The sequence below is a fragment of the Calditrichota bacterium genome, from assembly GCA_013151735.1.
Taxonomy (GTDB): Bacteria; Zhuqueibacterota; JdFR-76; order JdFR-76; family BMS3Abin05; genus BMS3Abin05.
The window spans coordinates 1-17,089 of record JAADHR010000050.1 but is presented as its reverse complement, the minus strand read 5'-3'; the positions used below and the strand labels follow the sequence as shown (position 1 = coordinate 17,089).

The window sequence follows — 17,089 nt, the reverse complement described above, 5'->3', positions numbered from 1 at the left end:
CACATTTAGAATTCAGCACCTAACGAGACATAATATCGGGGCGAACGGCTTCTGGTGGCAATATTGGTTTTCCAGGCGGTGTCGAACCGCAGCAAGAAATAGCCCAGAAAAATGCGAACCCCAAAACCGTATCCTGCCAGCACGTCGTCCATTCTCACATTGCCAAGGGGGCTTTTGCTGAAAAAGCGAAAACTGCTGTCATTTTCCCAGGCACTTCCCATATCCCAGAAGAGCGTCCCCCGGATGTTCTGCAAGTAGAGGGGAGGGGTTCCCATGATAAAATATCGAATAAACGGAAAGCGCACCTCGAAGTTGGTCAAAAAGAAGCGGGTACCAATCTGCTCGTAATAATCATAGCCCCGCAGGGGTGTTTCGAATGATGAAAAATACACGTCATCGGCATTGTCAATTCGAAGTCCGCCCTTAAAGCGGAGGTTAATCCAATTGTCCATGCCGCCGAGGAAAAATTTTTGTGGATTTCTTCCGAACGATGCCCCCCCGGCCAGACGCCAGGCAAAGGTGTACCCCTTTTTCAGCCGGAAATACTTTCGGTAGTCCAGGCGAACCGTTTTAAAATCCATGCTGTGCGCCCAGCCCCCCGGACTGAATGTGAGGGAAAGATTCATCCGCATACCGTTATTGGGGCCCGTCCATCCCCAGAGGGCGGTATCCTTTACGTAGCTCAACCCGGATACCAGAACCCGCCGCTGGTAGAGTTTGACATCAAAATACAGGTCCCGGCGGTCAATCCCCAGAAAGGTCGTGCTGAAATCGAGCCTCTGGTAGCGATTAAAAGGATAGGACAGGTAAAAACTCCCGCCGTAATTCCGATCCCGAATAATCGTATTCCAACCGGTCACAAAAAAGTAGGCATAATGAAAGGCGCCTACGCCCACATCAATCCGGTGGGGCAAATAATAGTAGGCAAACTGGTAATCCGAATTGCGCAGGTCGTAAAAGAGATTGGAATAAATATCGATTCGATGGTTTCCGAGGATATCCGAGAGCGAAAGCACCGTCGATCCCTGAACCCCAAAAAACTGACTGTAACCGGCGTTTCCATACACCAGATCGGGTGTAAATTTAAGCCGGTACGGATGCTGCTTGTACGCGCCGGAGGCCAGTTTGTACTGTGTGGAATCCAGAAAAACATTCCGGGTATTTTTTCCCGCAGGCCGTTGAATATTGGCCCGTAAATTCCGGCCGAAAACAAAATGCCGAAAGTCATTTGCAGATCGCATTCCCAGTTTGGATTTGGGCTGCTCCTTGAGTTTCCGATAGGTAGATGCCAGAAGTATTTTTCCGGCCTTTACCTTTTTAATGAATTCCGTATCCTTTAAGTGAATATCCCCCGGCTTAATCGCGCCCGGGTTTTTCATCAGATAGATATCATACCCCCCGTTGTAGAATGTTGTAAACGCCAGCTCATCTCCCACCCATGATGGCTGGAAAACACCCGTCAGAACATTCGTAATCGGGTAAGTCGAATCGGTTTCGGTATTGTACACGAAAAAATTAAAAATACCATTCGCATCCGACACATACACAATTTTCTTTCCATCGGGCGACCAGGTGGGATTTTTTTCGGTAAACTTTGTTTTCGTGATGCGCTCAATCCGCCTGGATGGTAAATGCAAAACATAAATATCGTGATTGGAATAATTGTGATTCTGAATTTTGAAGCCTTTCGGCAAATCATCGGGACGAGTGTAGGGACCGCGGTCGCTTGTAAAAACCAGGGCTTTCCCATCGGGCGACCAGCGGGGTTCCAGATCGGAAAAAATGTCATTGGTAAGAGGCGTCAGTTTTCCCGTTTTCAGGGTGAGTTGGTACAAATCACTTTGTCCGTTTTTTATCCCTGAAAATACAATGGATTTCCCATCCGGCGACCAGGACGGTGCAAAAATTCCATCGAGATCGACCTTGTAGGTTTTTACGATTTTTCGTTTTCTCACGCTCGCAATGTGGAGTACATCTCTCGGGCCTCCCTTTGCAGAAAAAGCAATTCGTTTCCCGTCGGGCGACCAGGTAATCCCCGGTTTAAGCCAGTGCAGCTCTTCCAAATTCATGGTTCGCTGCCCTTTGACCACCCGACCCAGCATCTTCCCGTCAATGGCACTCATCACGTAAATATCAAAATAATCGGATTTATTCGAAAGGAAAGCGATCTTATCGCCCTTTGGAGAAAGAGAGGGACTGTTGTTGATAAAATTTTGATATTTCACGTGATCCGTCATTTTTTTAGCAAAATCATCCGGTTCCAGGCGATCTGCAATATCCGGCCAATACTGCTTTTTGACATATTTGTGCCACCGCTTCGAAAGGTCTTTTACACCGATCCCAATGGACTGCTTCAGGCCGCGGTCAATATTCTTGTTGATTTTTATCTTTCCGAGGATTTCTCCGATTTTCTCATTGCCGTATTTTTGAGCGATGTAATACAGTACATTTTGTCCCCCTTTGTAATTCATAAAACCATACATGGATTGAATGGGCGGCAAATAGCCGTTGATGGCTGCATCCCGGATGTACATGTCACTTTCCGTATCCCAGCGAAGGCTTTCATATTCAGCCAAACCTTCCGCCAGCCACAGGGGAATCTGGAAACGCATCATTCCCATCACAATGGACTGAACCCCGGCCCCGTAGATCATCTGCATGGAAACGGCATGGGTAAGCTCATGGTGAATGACATGGCGAAATTGTTCGTAATCCCCTTCAAACGGAATAACGACCCGGTTCTTGAAGAATTCCGTGAAGCCTCCTACCGACTCTTCCGGCAGTCCTGAAGAAACATTGGTCTGTTCAAAATCATTGTGGCTTTTGTAAACAATAATTTTCACACGGTCAACCAAATCGTACCGAAAATCATTTCGGAGCGATACGTAGCTGGATTCGGCTACATCCGCCACAAATTCGGCCAGCTTCTCGGCACCCGGGTAATAATAGACATCAAAATGCTCGGATTGCAGATATTCCCAGTGAAAATCGGTGTATTGGACCTTATTTTTCCCAAATTGACCGAAAGCAAGCGCGGGAAGTAATAAAACCAAAAAAACCGCTGATATGCGTTTCATAATACCTTCCTGATTTTTACTTAAAGATTGGATTCGTCCTTCCAGCGGACAATCCTCCACTTATGGTCATACGGGTTTTTGCGGAAACTAAAAACGGCGTTCCCGGTGATTCGAAAGTCTTCATCGCCGGTCATGAGTGTGAGGTCAAAACTCTTTGATAACTCGGCCGTAGATTCTTGAACGTTCGTGTAAACGGTAGAGTTCCAAACCAGATCAATGACATCAAACTGGCGAAAAAGCCTTCCAGTCGTTTTCAGATCCAGGTCACGTCCCCAGGATACAAACTGCCCGGACGTCCCAAGACTCGGATCAAAATAGACAAAGATAAAATTACTATCCAACAGATCGCTGTAAAGAAGCGAATCCTTAAAAACATACGCGTAACGAAAATTTTGCAGGACTTCTTCCGGCGTTTTTTGTTGAGTGACAATGAGTTGAGAATCACCCAATGCCTGAATTCTCGGCGCAAAGGGGTTTACACATCCCAGGACAAGAAAACCCAAAATAATAATAATCAAACCTACAATTTTTCGTGGAAGATGGTTCATAAAAAATTCTGAATTAATCCTGTATTTATTATGGCGTTAACTCAAATACGCACCGGTAGCATATTATTTTTCGTGAACAACCCAGGCATCGGGAAATTTTTTTACCCACGTGGAGGCCAGGGCCTTTTGTGCATCCTTTCGATTTCGAAAACGGCCCACCCAAACCGCCCAATATTTTCCGCGCTGCCGGATAAAAAACGCGGCCTGAGGGTATAGCTTTTTCATTGTCCGGACAAATCTTTTCGCCTGACGCGGCGTTGAAAGGGAAATAATCTGAATAAAATAGTTCCCCTGCACATGAGTCCGCCGTGTTTTCGATTCAGCCTGACTGTCCGACGAATCGGCCGGAGACCACTCTCCCTGAAGAATGTCAATGGGTTTCCTGAATTCCTGCTCAGAGGTGGTCAGTCCCTTTTCGAATTGCTCGTCTGATACATACCGCACCGGAGGCTGCAAACCCGCGCACCCCCCAGCGAGAATACCTGCAAGAATAATTAATGCAAGCGATGAAACCCACTTATTTTTTTGACGCATTGTGACTCTCCAATTCGCCAACGGCAATTGGCGTCAACGTAAAAAATATTTTATCGCTCATGCAAACACCTTCGGTGTTTTTCCAAACCCAACGATCACTGCTTTTAATACAAGACCCTTTATCCCCTTTTTGGATGCCACTCCCTTTTTTAAAGAAATAAGAGATTAATAGAGCTTTCGCAGTTCTACGCCCCGGTAATACTGCTTTAAAATCTGGTCGTACCGGAAACCCGCCTTTGCCATCCCCATGGCGCCCCACTGGCACAGTCCCACACCGTGGCCGTTTCCAGCGCCAACGGCCAGGATACCCTGAAGTCCCATTCTATCCCGGTACAAGATCAGACGAAACAGGGTGCTTCTTAGAACGGGCCGATCGACCGGGGTAAGAATCCAGCGAATTCGATTTCCGTGAATGATCTGTTTTCCATATTGAAAAACAATCAGTAAATCCTTTACTCTTCCGGAAGGAAACCGGCTGAGCACCTTTAGGTCTTTCAGATGTCCCCAGCGTGGCCGGTACATTTTTCGATCGGAAAGATTCTTTACAAGCAGGGAATCCAACTCGCCGGAGGACCAGAACTCCAACCACCGATAATGCGGGGAATCCCGGCAAAAGGCCCCTTCTCCAAAATCATCAGCAACGCCCTTCAGATAGGGCGCATAAAGCTGCGGCCACACATCCCGGCCGGGTTCCGTCCGGCCGCCGCAGGTGGAAGAATAAAAGGCGTGAATGGGTTTCCCGTGAAAAACGGCAATCTCTCCCGTGGTGGCTTCTACCGCGCGAGTGGTCCACCGGGATTCCGCATCGGCACCCCCGTAAACCTGGTCCGAAACGGTGGCCTGTAAAACGGGTGGATTTCCATTTTTTGTGTTTTGCATTTTTTCAAAGGCGTACGTTCGGGCAGCAACGGCTTGCGCTTTAAGGGCCTCTAATATTTGCCGGTTTCCCTCTCCAATCTCGGCAGGGACAACCCCTTTCAAATACGATTCCAGATCAAGTTCATTGGTAACACGCAGGTTGCCGGTTTTCGTAATGGAAATACACAGGCCTCCGCGGTAATGTTTGCTCCGAAGGGCAAACAGATGCTTCCCTTCTGACCACAATTGAATGGAATCGGACCGTGTTTCAAAACGAGTTTGCCCGTTTTCTAAAACAAGACCCGCTTCTTCCGACGGCCTGATCGTTAGCGGGCTATGTTTGGCGTGCAGCTTAAACAGAAGATTTTCTGATTGGCGAATCTGAATGGTCCCCTTAAAGGAGATCTGAACCTCCGGTGCATCCCGAATCAACAAAACGTGCAGCCGGGGAACGGCATTCCGATTGACCGGCTGGGGAGTTAGCCCCGCGCAGCCAACTAAAAGCATAAGGCCCGCAATAAAAGCCCCTGCCAAAGAATATTTTTTCCGATTAACTGTCATTTTTTAGTTGGGGGAATATGGGTTTATCCTCAAAGAGCATGCGGCCAGCCCCGAAACAGACTACGTCAACCAGGCAACGCGGCCCATCCACAAATAAAAATAGTCTGGCATTGTGATCCAAATATTTTTTCCCGGAATTCAAGGTATGTTTTGATAGTTTTAAAAACACTAAAATATATAAATTCTTGACCGCAAATGCTATTCTTATTTTAATCAGTTAAGCTGATACGATTTTGCAGGGCGCTCATACCTCCAAAACAAAAAGGGCAGTATTCCTTCCGGGATACTGCCCTTAATTGTGTCTTTCGAACCGATTGATTATCCAGAATTTTTCAATTTGAAGATCACCGGAATACTCACCCAGACCTTTACCGGTTTATCTCGCTGCATAGCCGGTTTCCATCGGGTTTTGCGAATGGCTGAAATCGCTGCTTCGTCACACCCGTTGTTCCCGAGTGATTTCAAAACTTTTGTTTTGATGACCCGGCCTTTTTCATCAATCAGAACCTGAATAATCACCGTTCCTTCTACACCCGCCTTGCGCGCAATTTCAGGATATTTCAGGTTTTTCTGAATGGCGCCGAATCCGCCAATGGGTTCCGGGGGACTATCGTAAGCCACAAAAATAGGCGTTTCCGATTCCTCTTCCGGCGGTGGAGGCGGTGGAGGCGGTTCCTCATTAAAATCGATATTGGTACTCTCAATCGTCACGTCTTCGGGAACATCCTCATCTTCTGTCGGAACAGGCACAGCCGGACGTTCCGGTGGAGGCGGACGATTAATTTGCTCAGTAGGCGGAATTTCCTCTGCCTTAATGATGACCTTTTCCGCCTTTGGTAATTCTCGCTTCGACTGAAATCGCTTAAATCCTTGAAAAGCAACAATAAGTAGTAAAAGCGAAATGACCAAACCAAGCTCAAGCCTCTTTTTATAGTCGAGCTTGAATTTAAGGCGTTCGCTAATTTCCATGATTAATCACCTCATGATTCTCCATATTTTGTTGAATAATTGATGCGCAAAGCATTTGCTTTTCGCAATTCTTGTTGCACATCCATCACAATCCCCATATCCGAATCCTTATCGATTTTCATGGAGACAATAATACGCGGATTTTCAACAAGTTTATTATAAACAATATTTTTTACGGCTCCTAATTCAACCAGTTTATCATCAATCGAAATACGGCCCTTTTTATCAATCCAGATATGAAGCACATTTCGTTTGCCGGGCAATTTCTCAATCTTATGAGCCGTCGGAAGATTTACAGGCAGCCCGGTATATTGTTTCATTACAGTCGAAACCATAAAAAACAGCAACAACATAAAGACAATATCCGGCATCGAAGCCGTTGGAATCTGAGAAGAAGCCTTCTGTTTTTTCTTAAACTTTATTTTTTCAGGAGGATTGTACACCGCTCCTTTCGAAGAGGCTTCTGACGGACCACCTGTTTCTCCTGTAGGTTTTTCATTGTGCTTATCAGAATTATCTGACATTTATTTATTCTCCTGCTAAAGTAAACATCTTTTTTTGTCATATTGTTCCCTGTAGGCGGGAAACTGAAAATCCCGAGCCGAGTGAAAAACGTTACGTTTCCGGTTCGGCTATTGAAATTCTGGTCGCTCCTCCTGCCTTGATCTTATCCAGCACCTTTATGTAGGTACCATATTTTGTACCCCGTTGAGTCTTGATGGATACGATCAATTTGGGATTTTGCATAATTTTCTGTTTGATAATATCCTTAATGGCTGGAATCTGTACCAATTGATTATCAATCAGAACCTCGCCCTGTTCATTAATCAGCACATTCGTGATATTTTTTTCACGAACCTTTATTTCCTGACCGATGGGAGGCAAGGTCAATCCAATTCCTTTATCCACATCAATTGTAGTTGTAACCAGAAAAAATGCTAACAATAAAAATGCAATATCGGCAAGAGAGGATGTTGGGACTTCAGCTGTTCGTTCTCTTTCCTTTTCTAAAAGCATGATTTAAATCCCTCTCGCTTAGAATTATTTCAAACCAAGTTTATCTTCACGTTCCAAAAGGGCGTCGATAAACTCTGTTGAGCTTTCTTCCATATCAACAATGATGTGGTCAATTCTATCCACAAAATAGTTATGGAAAAACTGAATCGTAATAGCGACGATTAGACCAAATAATGTAGTCAACAAGGCGACGGAAATACCATTTGCCACAATTGCCGGAGAAATGTCATTGGCTGCAGCAATGGCGTCAAATGCCTGCACCATTCCTTGTACCGTTCCGGTAAAACCAAGCATTGGGGCAATGCTAATAACCGTGGCCAGCCAGATTAACCCTTTTTCCAAAAAGGACATTTCAATAGCGCCGGCGTTCATAATGGCCTTTTCGACCTGATCGATACCGCGATTTGACCGTAACAAGCCTGCATGGAAAATGGATGCAATGGGACCTCGCGTGTTTTCACACACTTCCATCGCTTTTGGAATGCCGCCTTCATCCAGGGCTCCTCGAATCTTTTCCATGAATTTTCGTGTATTGATGGATGCACGGGACAGTGTCCAGAATCGCTCAATTACAACCGCCAATCCAAAAACGAAGAAAAATAAAATTGGCCACATAAAGGCGCCGCCTCTGACAAAATATTCTACCATGATGTGTTACACTCCTTAAGTTGGTACAAGTCTCCATATTTACATTTAGATAATACGTGAAAAATAATAATTAATTTTTTGTAAAAAGTCAACACCTTTTTTATATATTTTTACAAATAAGACTATTTACAAATTATTTTGTTCCAAAAATTTTTGAATTTGCCGCCGAAGGCTTATTTTTTGAGACCCGTTTCCAGCGATGCCAATTTCTCGGCCAGAGGAAATGCACGCAAGGCTTCTTTCACCTGAGGATCATTTTTGACTGAAATGCGATAATAGGCTTGCGTTCCCCACAAGTTGCGGGCGATCTCCGCCTTGATTTCGCGTTGAATAAATTTCCGATCCTTTAAAAACTCCCGTTTATTTATGTAAATATTTTTATCTTCCAAAAAGGTTAAAAACTTCTGGAGCTCATAGGCATCCACATCAAACAAGGCATTATACGTTTCAAATGAACGATAATGACTTTTCAGGTAGTGGCTTTCGGTGACGGCAAATTCAAAAAATGCCTGTTTTGATAAAAGAAGTGAGGTTGTGCTGGTAATTTTGGGTGTTTTTATGAGGATATCCGGACGGATTCCGCCCCCTCCGTAAACTTTTCGACCCGAAAATGTGGTGTACACCTTCTTTAGCGCATAAGGATTTTGTCTGGTATCGTCAGCTGTTTGATTGTAATAGCTGTACAGGTCTTTTGAGTAGGGTCGTTGAATGAGGCGCCCGCTGGGGGTGTAGTACCGGGCAATGGTGACTCGAATGGCCGAACCATCTTTTAATGGAATTTGATTCTGAACGAGCCCCTTTCCAAAACTCGTCTCCCCCACAATCACCCCCCGATCCCAATCCTGCAACGCACCGGCCACAATTTCTGCTGCAGAAGCGGTCCCGTGATTGATTAAAATAACCAGCGGGAAATTGGGGTGCGTGTCCCGATCAGTAGAATAATAATCCTCATTGGCCGATTGAATGCGCCCGCGCGTGTAAACAATTCGTTTTCCGCCGGGCAGAAATTTATCGGCCACCTTTACCGCCTGTTCCAGATAGCCGCCCGGATTGTAACGCATGTCCAGAATCAGCTTCTTCATTCCCGCCAGTTCCAGATCGACCAATGCCTTTTGGAATTCTTCATTGGTTGTTTTTGAAAAGCGCGACAGGTAAATGTACCCAACCCCCTGTTCCAGCATAAAATGGGTTCGAACGCTCAATACCGGAATTTCAGCCCGCGTCAGCGTAAATGTAATCGGCGTTGACAGCGTTTCCCGCCGAATGGTCAGGCGGACGGTGGTTCCGGGCGGCCCGCGGAGCTTTCGGCGAAGCTCTTCATCGGTCAAACCGTAAGTCGATTCACCATCAATTTCTGCGATGGTATCACCCGGCCGAATGCCTAATCTATCAGCAGGCGTGTCCGGAATGGGTGAAATCACAACAGGCAAGCGATTTTGAACCACATATTCGATACCCACGCCGGTGTATTCGCCCGAGTATTCCTCGTTAAGCTCCTTCAACTGCTCGGGAGGAATAAATACGGAGTGGGGATCCAGTTCTTCCAACATCCCGCGGATCCCGGAATTCACCAGAACCTGCGGACTCACATCGTCCACGTAGAATTCCCGGATGGCATTAAAGGCCATGATGAAGCGCCGGATCTGGTCAAATGTGGTGGTGGTGGACAAAAGAATTTGTCCGCCAAACTGATACAGGAAGAGACCCGTTACAAGCAGAACAAGGAAAAAACGCTTTTTTGATGCCGTTTTTTTCATCCGTTCAATCGATTAAAGGGAGACTATTTTATTCACAAAATGCAGGGATTTTTTTTGTCCCGGCTTCAGCTCAAATCTCCATGTGGGCACCACGGCAGAGCTTTGATAGACCTTTTCGAATCCCGCCTCGGAAAGTGAAACGGTTTCGATGGGAAAGCGCCACAGTGTAGCCGGTTGATCAAATAAAAACTGAATACCAAGTTTGAGCCACTCATCTTTTAGCCAAAGTTCGGAAACCTCGGGGGTTTCCCCCACACTGGCCAGAAAATTCTCTTCCAGGGTGACTCCCGGAATCTCGTAATAGCGATCGGGACTTTTCCCGGCCATCAACGCAAAATTCCATTCCACCCCAAAAAACAGGGGCACTGTGCGATCGGATTTGTTTTCAATGGAATAGGTCACATCCAGGACGGATTGATCAGCCGCGACCCAAATCTTTTTCTGAACCCGAACAGGCGTCAGGACGCCTTCAACCCAAACACCGCCATCCCGAGTAAGGACGACCAGCAGTTTCCCGTCTTTGTGTTGGGTTCGAACCGTGTAGGGTTGATTGACAAAATCCCCGTCCTCACCATATTTAACCGCCATAAGCTGTTCAACGGTTGTATTCGGATTAAAAAAATGATCGATCAAGCTGTGGTGCTTGTACCAATCGTAATTCAGCAGCTTTTCAAGTCCTTCTTCTTTGGTGACCACCAAATCGTGAATGGAAGCGACCTCATCCCCGGAGTCGGAGGGTGAATTTTGAGCGGCTTCGGTGAGTTTGCGATGGTACGCTTCTTCGTGGCGGCTCATGGTATCCAGTAAATTGATGGCCTTTTGACGAAGGTCGTATTCAAACAATTGCCCGCCAATCTGAGGATCAAAATAAAGGTTGGCGAGCGGCGTTTCGACCAAAAGCTCATCGTAGCCGTTACCGTCGAAATCCCTTTTGAGCACCCGAATCGTTTCCGCGGACGATAACACCCGATCGGCAAGGACCTCTGCCCGAATCAAATTCCGATAAATGGCAAAACGCAGATGGGCCAGGTACAAGCCGCCAAATACGCCATGCCAGTAGGGGCAGTTACACTGGCCTGCCCAGAGCTGATCCAGCGCCTTTTTGGAATCCGATTTTGAGAGTGCGTCTTTTGCCCGCCACACCTTTTCACTCACGTAGAGCATTTTTTTGTGCATATTATTGGATTCCGGATATTTCGCCAGAAAATTCCGCCAGAATCCGCCGCGAACAAAAATTCCGTACGGTTCGAAAAGATTTTGAAGTTTCAAAACATCTTCAAAATCCTCCAGATCGCGCGTGGCCTGAGCCGGAAGGGCCCATTCCATCATTTCGCGGTACGACGCCGTGGGCAAATATACCCGTCCCAGGGGTTTGATCTGGTCAACGGCCTCGCTAAAATGAATCATCCGGATCCAATCCAGATTCTTTTCCAGTTCCGTAAAGAAGGCATCCAGCCAACCCTTCTCGTAGACATGGTCGTAGGTTCCCGGCCACACGCCAAATTTTTCTCCGTCATCCGCAAAAATGGCCATTTTCGACCCATCTTCCGTGGCAAGGCTGCGCAGAAAATCCATCGTGACGTCAACCTCTTTAAATGGAATAGCGTAACGCAATTTTTCACTAATCGGAAAAATGTTGAGCGTCGTTCCCTGTTCCTCCGTCACATAGTAGCCGGTCAGTTCTTCCTCCCGAAGACCCGCATATTTAAAATGGCTGTCATCGACAATGGTGTAGGTAACCCCTGCCTCTTTTAAAACCTTGGGCAGATGGGGTTCCCAGATCCGCTCTGCCAACCACAGCCCCTTTGCGGAATAGCCGGTTTGTTTCTTGAGTGTTTTCGTCAGTTTTAGAATTTGCCCTTTTTTGTCCGCATCCGGAATGGAAATTAAAATCGGCTCGTAATACGCTCCGGTCATCATTTCTACCTGCCCCGACCGGACCATTTTCCGGAGACGATTCACGTAATCCGGGTGATGCTCCAAAATCCACTCAAAAAGAATACCCGAATAATGCATGGCCAGTCGAATTCTTGGATGGGCCTCCAGAACATCCAAAAAGGGTAAATAAGCCCGCTGATACGCATCTTCAAAAACAAAATCAAAATTTCCAACCGGTTGATGATCATGAACCCCAAAAACAAGCGTAACCGTCTTCACTCTTACTCCTTACCTCACGTCATTCGCCAAAGGCGGATTTCATTTCAACACTTAGTATTTTCTCTGTTCTTCCAGTACCCGCTTTTTTCCAGATGGTACAACACAAGACCTCAAAATTCCGTTCTGTTCCACCCCAAAAACCGTTGCCCGCCAAACGCCATCGAAACGGCTATGCTTACAAGTAAAATGTTAACGATACGCGGTGCCCCGGGTCAAGGCCCAAATTAAGAGGTACAAAACCGTAATCGATCTGCCAGTTGTGCCCTCTGAAACCCGCCCCGGCATGCCAGCTCTTGATTTCGTAATTCGTCTGGTACCCCGCTCGCAGCGACAATTGATGAAACAGCCTGTATTCAACACCAAAATTTAAGTGATTTTTGCTCGAAAATCCAATAAAATAATCAGATGCAAAAAGCCAGTTCCCTTCCAGAATTTTTCCGGGAATGCGGTAAGCCACGCCCAAGCGCATTTGCTCCGGAAGTTTCATTGTCTCATCGTAGATTGGCGTCATTTTTCCCAGGTTTTGAATGACTGCGGCAAGCACCAATCCCTGCACGGGGGTTCGCATTTGCGTCCCTGCATCCAGGGCGATTCCCCAGCTCTGATTGATAAAAATCTTGTAGTACAGATATTTGACAGCCACACCTACATCAAGCCAGGAGCGCACCGATTTGGACGCACCCACACCGGTTATAAAGGAGCTTTCACCGACGGTTGCCAGAGGGGTTCGCGACGGTCCCTCCCGGTATTCGATCCCTCCGACATTGGTCAGGCTGACAAAGGCACCCACGTGAAAATTTCGGATCGGCCAGGCAATAGCCACAAAATCGCTCCGAATATTCAGAATCCACTGATTGTGGGCCATGTCAATCTGCACATCCGAAACCTGATTTAAACCGGCAGGATTCCAGTACAGGGCCACCGGCGTCGAGGTTACCGCAGAATAGGCTTCACCCATTCCGGCTGCCTGGCCGCCCACTTCCAGGGCCAGACCCGAAATTCCCGTTTGGGCACGCCCTGTGGAAACCAGCAAGGCAAACACCAGCAAAAATGCACCGAGTTTCACTTTCAAGATACGTCTCCTCCTCTATTCGACAGATTTGAATTTTTACACGGCAGCCCCGCCAAACCCCGAGTCCGCAATGATTCAACAGGCCGTTTCCGGTACCGGCCCGGCATTTACAATTCGATCATCCACGATACAAACTGATCCCCCCAGGGCAGAACGGGGTTGGCATCGTAGGCGTAGGCTACTTGAGAATTCAGCCGCCAGATTTTCAGATTGATTCCCAGACCAAAGGTCAAGTGATCGGCCTTAAAGCCCACCCGTCCGACCAATCGATTTTGGTAGCTGTACTCTGCACCCGAATAAAACCGCCAGCCCTGTTCAAAATTATAATGCGATTCCATTGAAATCAAAAAATTCTTCCCAAATACGTAAGAGCCACCCAGTCGGAGAATTTTTGGAAAATTATCAACCGTTGTGGTCCCCCGTTCCCAGACGTGTTCGGTGTTCCACGAATATTTTGATCGGACATCCTGGAGAACCGCTCCCAAAAAGAGGCGATCTACAGGGTGCACCATAACACCAAAATCGAGTCCCATCCCGCGCGTGGACAGGGCCGAATTGTCCTCTTTCACCTTCGGCAAACGCGTGTACAAAACCTTCGCACTAAATCCGATGCCCACACGATTCAGCGGCCGAATGGCAAATGAAAATAGAAAGGCATTTTCGGAGCTTGAAAAGCTTCCCTGCGGTTTTCCGTTGGAATCCCGGCCGTCAATGTTGGAAACGCCGCTATTCACCCACCCGAGGGAGAAACCCGCATCAAAGGATGTGCGGGAATCCGCCGATTTCCGGTCCGTTGGCGGATGCAGATGCGTGGCAAATCCCACGTAATTGTGTGTCCGGTCCAGCGAAAGAATGCCTCCGGAAAAGGCCACCTGAGGATTCTCCAGAAACGGCAGTCCGCCGGGATTGTAGAATCCGGCGAAGGCGCTCTGAGGGACTGCCGTAAACGCATTTCCCATCCCGATGGCCCGGGCACCCAGCCCCATTCGCAGGAAGGAACCCGCATATCCACCGGCATCGTACGCAAAAACCGACGTAGCAAAAAGAAAAAGGAAACCCGACAGCATTACAGCGTATTTTTTCAACAGTACACTCCTTTTTTCAATTGAGAACCATTACCTTTCCCCACACCGGATCGAGTCCCGAGCGCTCAATCTTATAAAAATACACCCCGTTGGCCACCGGATTTCCGGCATCGTTGGTTCCGTCCCAGACTTCGTCGTACTCCCCTGCTGCCGGGCGCATTTTCCCGGAAACCACCGTTTTCACGAGATCCATTGAAAAATCGTAAATTCTTACCGAAACCGTTGCGGGTTTTGGCAGATAATAATGAAACCGCACGTGGCCGTTTCCGTTGATCACATTCTGGCGCAGGGGTGAAAACGGATTCGGGTAGGCGTATGTTTCCCCGGCACCCTTTTGCCCCAACGGTTCAAAGGTTCGAAAAATTTTCCAGGTACGACCGTTGTCCGCCGTGCGAACCAACCCATCGTTGCTTCCGCCCCAGAGAACGTGCCCGTCGGAGATGCCGGCCGAATAGAATTCGGTTGTCAGTAACGCGACACCCGTTTGAGAATCTACAACCGGCGGAAAATGGGCCCAGGTTTGTCCCCCATCGGCCGATTTGAACAGGCCGCTGTCGGTGGCCACGTAAACGACGGAATCGTCAAAGGCAAAATTGTGGGCAAAATTTCCCTTCAGGGTGGTGTGCCAGGTGTAGCCAAAATCGTCGCTCCAGGACACCGCCCGGAATTCCGTGGAATCGACGGCCGGAATGGTGGCCGCCCAGATGACGTCCCGATTCCCAAGCCTCTGGTGGGCCAGTGCCACCACAAAATTTCCGGAAATGGGGTGCTCCTCATTGGTGTGGTTAAAATTGACCCAGGTTTTCCCTCCATCCAGACTCCGATTAATTCCGGCGGCGGTTCCCACCCAGAGGGAATTGCCCACCGTAATCACCGAAAAGGCCCGATGGTTCAGATGCGCCAGAGGATCAAAAAAGAAGGAATCCGGGGGGTTGTCGACCCAGGTTTGTCCCCAATCTTCGGATTTCTTCAGGCCTCCACCGTAGCTGGCAATCCAGATTGTGGAATGCAAAATCGCAATGTCAAACGTGACGTTTTGAACCGGCGTTGTCCCCGGCTGGGGGATGTGCGTCCAGGTTAGTCCCCCATCAGCGGACCAGCTCAATCCCCCGCCTGCCGGAAGCCGTCCGGCATCTTTTGTCAGGGAATCAAATGCCGTGGCCACCCAGATGGTATCCCCGGCCAGAGTAAAGGCCGAAACGCCGCCGCGCCCCAATCCATCGGCGTGCCCAAAATTTTGCCAGGTTTCGCCGTCGTCTGTTGTCTTGGAAAGACCCGCACCGGTACCCAGCCACACCGCATTTTGATTCACAAGAATATCCGTAATACTGTTTCCGGAAATCCGGGAACTTTGAGACGCCTTTCCCAAATCCCAGGAGCCCTTCTGTAAAACCTGAGAAGACACCGGCATCGAAAAAACAAACATCACCAGGAGGAAAACAATTTTTTTCATGGAACCACCGTAATTATATGAACAATCGGTTGACTGACTGCCCCGGAATAATCGACCGCATAAAATACAAATCGGTAATTTCCGGTTGCATTTTGAGTGGAAATTGAAATTCCAAGGGAATAGATGCCATCGTGGGCGGTGGCATCGCCGCCCTGACCATCATCCCGCATGAAAAAGGGATTTCCGCTGGAGGGCGTTCCATCGGGTTTGTAGGTGTTAAAATACACCTGGCTCACATCGGCCAGTCCCTGTGGATCCGTCACCCTTACGGACAGGACAAAATGTTGTCCCGACGACCGGGAAACCGTGTCGGGTGCGGAAAGTTCCGACAGCACCGGGGGATCGTTGTGAACGATCTTGAAAACGTGTACCATTCGGATGACAGCCTCGCTTGACCCGCCGGATTTGTCCAGCGCCGTCAGACGAAAAATGTACTCTCCCTGCTTGTTTTTGAAGATTAAAATGGGCAGCTGCCCCTCAATCTGCCCGGTGCCGGACGCACCCGTGTAAAAAAGTGTGTCTTGCCACACGGGACTGACTCCCTGAGCCGGAAATACCTGAACACCCAAACCCAGCAAATCAGCCTCCCCATCGGGGTCGGTTAGTGCGGCCGAAAGTGTCAGGACCGAATCCACGGCCAGATTCACACTGTCGGGGAGGGTAATTGAGATAATTTTCGGCAGGGCATTCATTTTCCCCGAATGAACAAGAATCGTATCCCTGGCAGGAGAACTCACGTGCCCTTCTTGGTCCTCAGCCGCCACCTGCAGAAAGACCCGTGTTCCGTGCCCGGCAAAATCCTTCCCGGAAAATACACCGGTAAATTGCCCGTCTCCGGGGATGATGTCCCCGTCAGTCCCGTCATCGTTAAAATGACCGGAAGCAAAGGCACCCGAAGAATCCAGAAGCGTAAAGGTGACGGTTTTCAAATCGGACACGCCCTGAGGGTCCCAGGCATTCACACGAATGGTAATCATCTCATTCGATTCCGTGTACACCTTTTCCGGGGCCTGAATGGATTGAACGACCGGTTCGACCGATGTCGGCTGGGTGCTTGTTTCGTGACAGCCGGCGAAAAAAACAAGTGAGACGGAAAAGATCAAAACAACTCGCAGAAATTTTAAAATCATGTGTTCAAAGCCCTCAAATTTTATATGCATTATTTTTAACCAGGATTTCATCCCTTGCTTCCGCAAGTTGCAGAATTTTGTCCAGATTCTTCAGGACATCCGGTAATCCCGGGAAAATCAGATCGGCTTCACGAAGATACTCGGCATTCAAAGTGGATTCCACTGCGACACAAAACAGGCCGGCTTTTTTAGCAGACTCAATGCCAAAAGGCGCATTCTCAAC

Annotated in this window: 15 protein-coding genes; all 15 read right to left on the bottom strand. The window is 48.0% G+C overall.

What is annotated here, in order from left to right; all coding sequences use genetic code 11:
• Positions 1 to 5: 5 nt before the first annotated feature.
• Positions 6 to 3,077 carry a BamA/TamA family outer membrane protein gene (locus GXO76_03230; GenBank protein NOY76866.1) on the bottom strand — a complete coding sequence of 1,024 codons (3,072 nt, stop codon included), beginning with the start codon at positions 3,075 to 3,077 and terminating at the stop codon, positions 6 to 8.
• Positions 3,078 to 3,097: 20 nt separating this feature from the next.
• Complete coding sequence (locus tag GXO76_03225) at positions 3,098 to 3,625, bottom strand: hypothetical protein (GenBank protein ID NOY76865.1); 528 nt, start codon at positions 3,623 to 3,625, stop codon at positions 3,098 to 3,100.
• A 63-nt stretch (positions 3,626 to 3,688) separates the two neighbouring features.
• Positions 3,689 to 4,159, bottom strand: coding sequence for an SPOR domain-containing protein (locus GXO76_03220; protein ID NOY76864.1), 471 nt, complete (start codon positions 4,157 to 4,159; stop codon positions 3,689 to 3,691).
• Positions 4,160 to 4,324: 165 nt separating this feature from the next.
• Positions 4,325 to 5,578 (bottom strand): SpoIID/LytB domain-containing protein, encoded by a 1,254-nt coding sequence (locus tag GXO76_03215; GenBank protein NOY76863.1) that lies wholly within the window; start codon positions 5,576 to 5,578, stop codon positions 4,325 to 4,327.
• A 318-nt stretch (positions 5,579 to 5,896) separates the two neighbouring features.
• Complete coding sequence (locus GXO76_03210) at positions 5,897 to 6,547, bottom strand: energy transducer TonB (protein ID NOY76862.1); 651 nt, start codon at positions 6,545 to 6,547, stop codon at positions 5,897 to 5,899.
• An 11-nt stretch (positions 6,548 to 6,558) separates the two neighbouring features.
• On the bottom strand, positions 6,559 to 7,071 hold the full coding sequence (locus GXO76_03205; GenBank protein ID NOY76861.1) for a biopolymer transporter ExbD: 513 nt from the start codon (positions 7,069 to 7,071) through the stop codon (positions 6,559 to 6,561).
• A gap of 91 nt (positions 7,072 to 7,162) precedes the next feature.
• Positions 7,163 to 7,564: a biopolymer transporter ExbD gene (locus GXO76_03200; GenBank protein ID NOY76860.1), complete on the bottom strand. Its 402-nt coding sequence runs from the start codon at positions 7,562 to 7,564 to the stop codon at positions 7,163 to 7,165.
• A 24-nt stretch (positions 7,565 to 7,588) separates the two neighbouring features.
• The gene (locus tag GXO76_03195) at positions 7,589 to 8,212 is read right to left on the bottom strand and encodes a MotA/TolQ/ExbB proton channel family protein (protein ID NOY76859.1); all 624 of its coding nucleotides are present in this window, start codon (positions 8,210 to 8,212) and stop codon (positions 7,589 to 7,591) included.
• A gap of 173 nt (positions 8,213 to 8,385) precedes the next feature.
• Entirely contained in the window at positions 8,386 to 9,969 is a 1,584-nt protein-coding gene (locus GXO76_03190; protein NOY76858.1) for a S41 family peptidase, read from the bottom strand.
• Between the two features lie 12 nt (positions 9,970 to 9,981).
• Positions 9,982 to 12,126 (bottom strand): DUF1926 domain-containing protein, encoded by a 2,145-nt coding sequence (locus GXO76_03185; protein NOY76857.1) that lies wholly within the window; start codon positions 12,124 to 12,126, stop codon positions 9,982 to 9,984.
• Positions 12,127 to 12,301: 175 nt separating this feature from the next.
• Positions 12,302 to 13,198, bottom strand: a complete 897-nt coding sequence (locus GXO76_03180; GenBank protein NOY76856.1) for a PorV/PorQ family protein — start codon at positions 13,196 to 13,198, stop codon at positions 12,302 to 12,304.
• Between the two features lie 107 nt (positions 13,199 to 13,305).
• A complete protein-coding gene (locus GXO76_03175; protein NOY76855.1) occupies positions 13,306 to 14,265 on the bottom strand; it encodes a hypothetical protein in 960 nt (319 codons plus the stop codon).
• Positions 14,266 to 14,299: 34 nt separating this feature from the next.
• On the bottom strand, positions 14,300 to 15,736 hold the full coding sequence (locus tag GXO76_03170; protein ID NOY76854.1) for a hypothetical protein: 1,437 nt from the start codon (positions 15,734 to 15,736) through the stop codon (positions 14,300 to 14,302).
• Positions 15,733 to 16,896 carry a hypothetical protein gene (locus GXO76_03165; GenBank protein NOY76853.1) on the bottom strand — a complete coding sequence of 388 codons (1,164 nt, stop codon included), beginning with the start codon at positions 16,894 to 16,896 and terminating at the stop codon, positions 15,733 to 15,735. The genes GXO76_03170 and GXO76_03165 overlap by 4 nt, the downstream gene beginning before the upstream one ends.
• Positions 16,880 to 17,029, bottom strand: coding sequence for a hypothetical protein (locus tag GXO76_03160; protein NOY76852.1), 150 nt, complete (start codon positions 17,027 to 17,029; stop codon positions 16,880 to 16,882). The genes GXO76_03165 and GXO76_03160 overlap by 17 nt, the downstream gene beginning before the upstream one ends.
• Between the last annotated feature and the right edge of the window lie 60 nt (positions 17,030 to 17,089).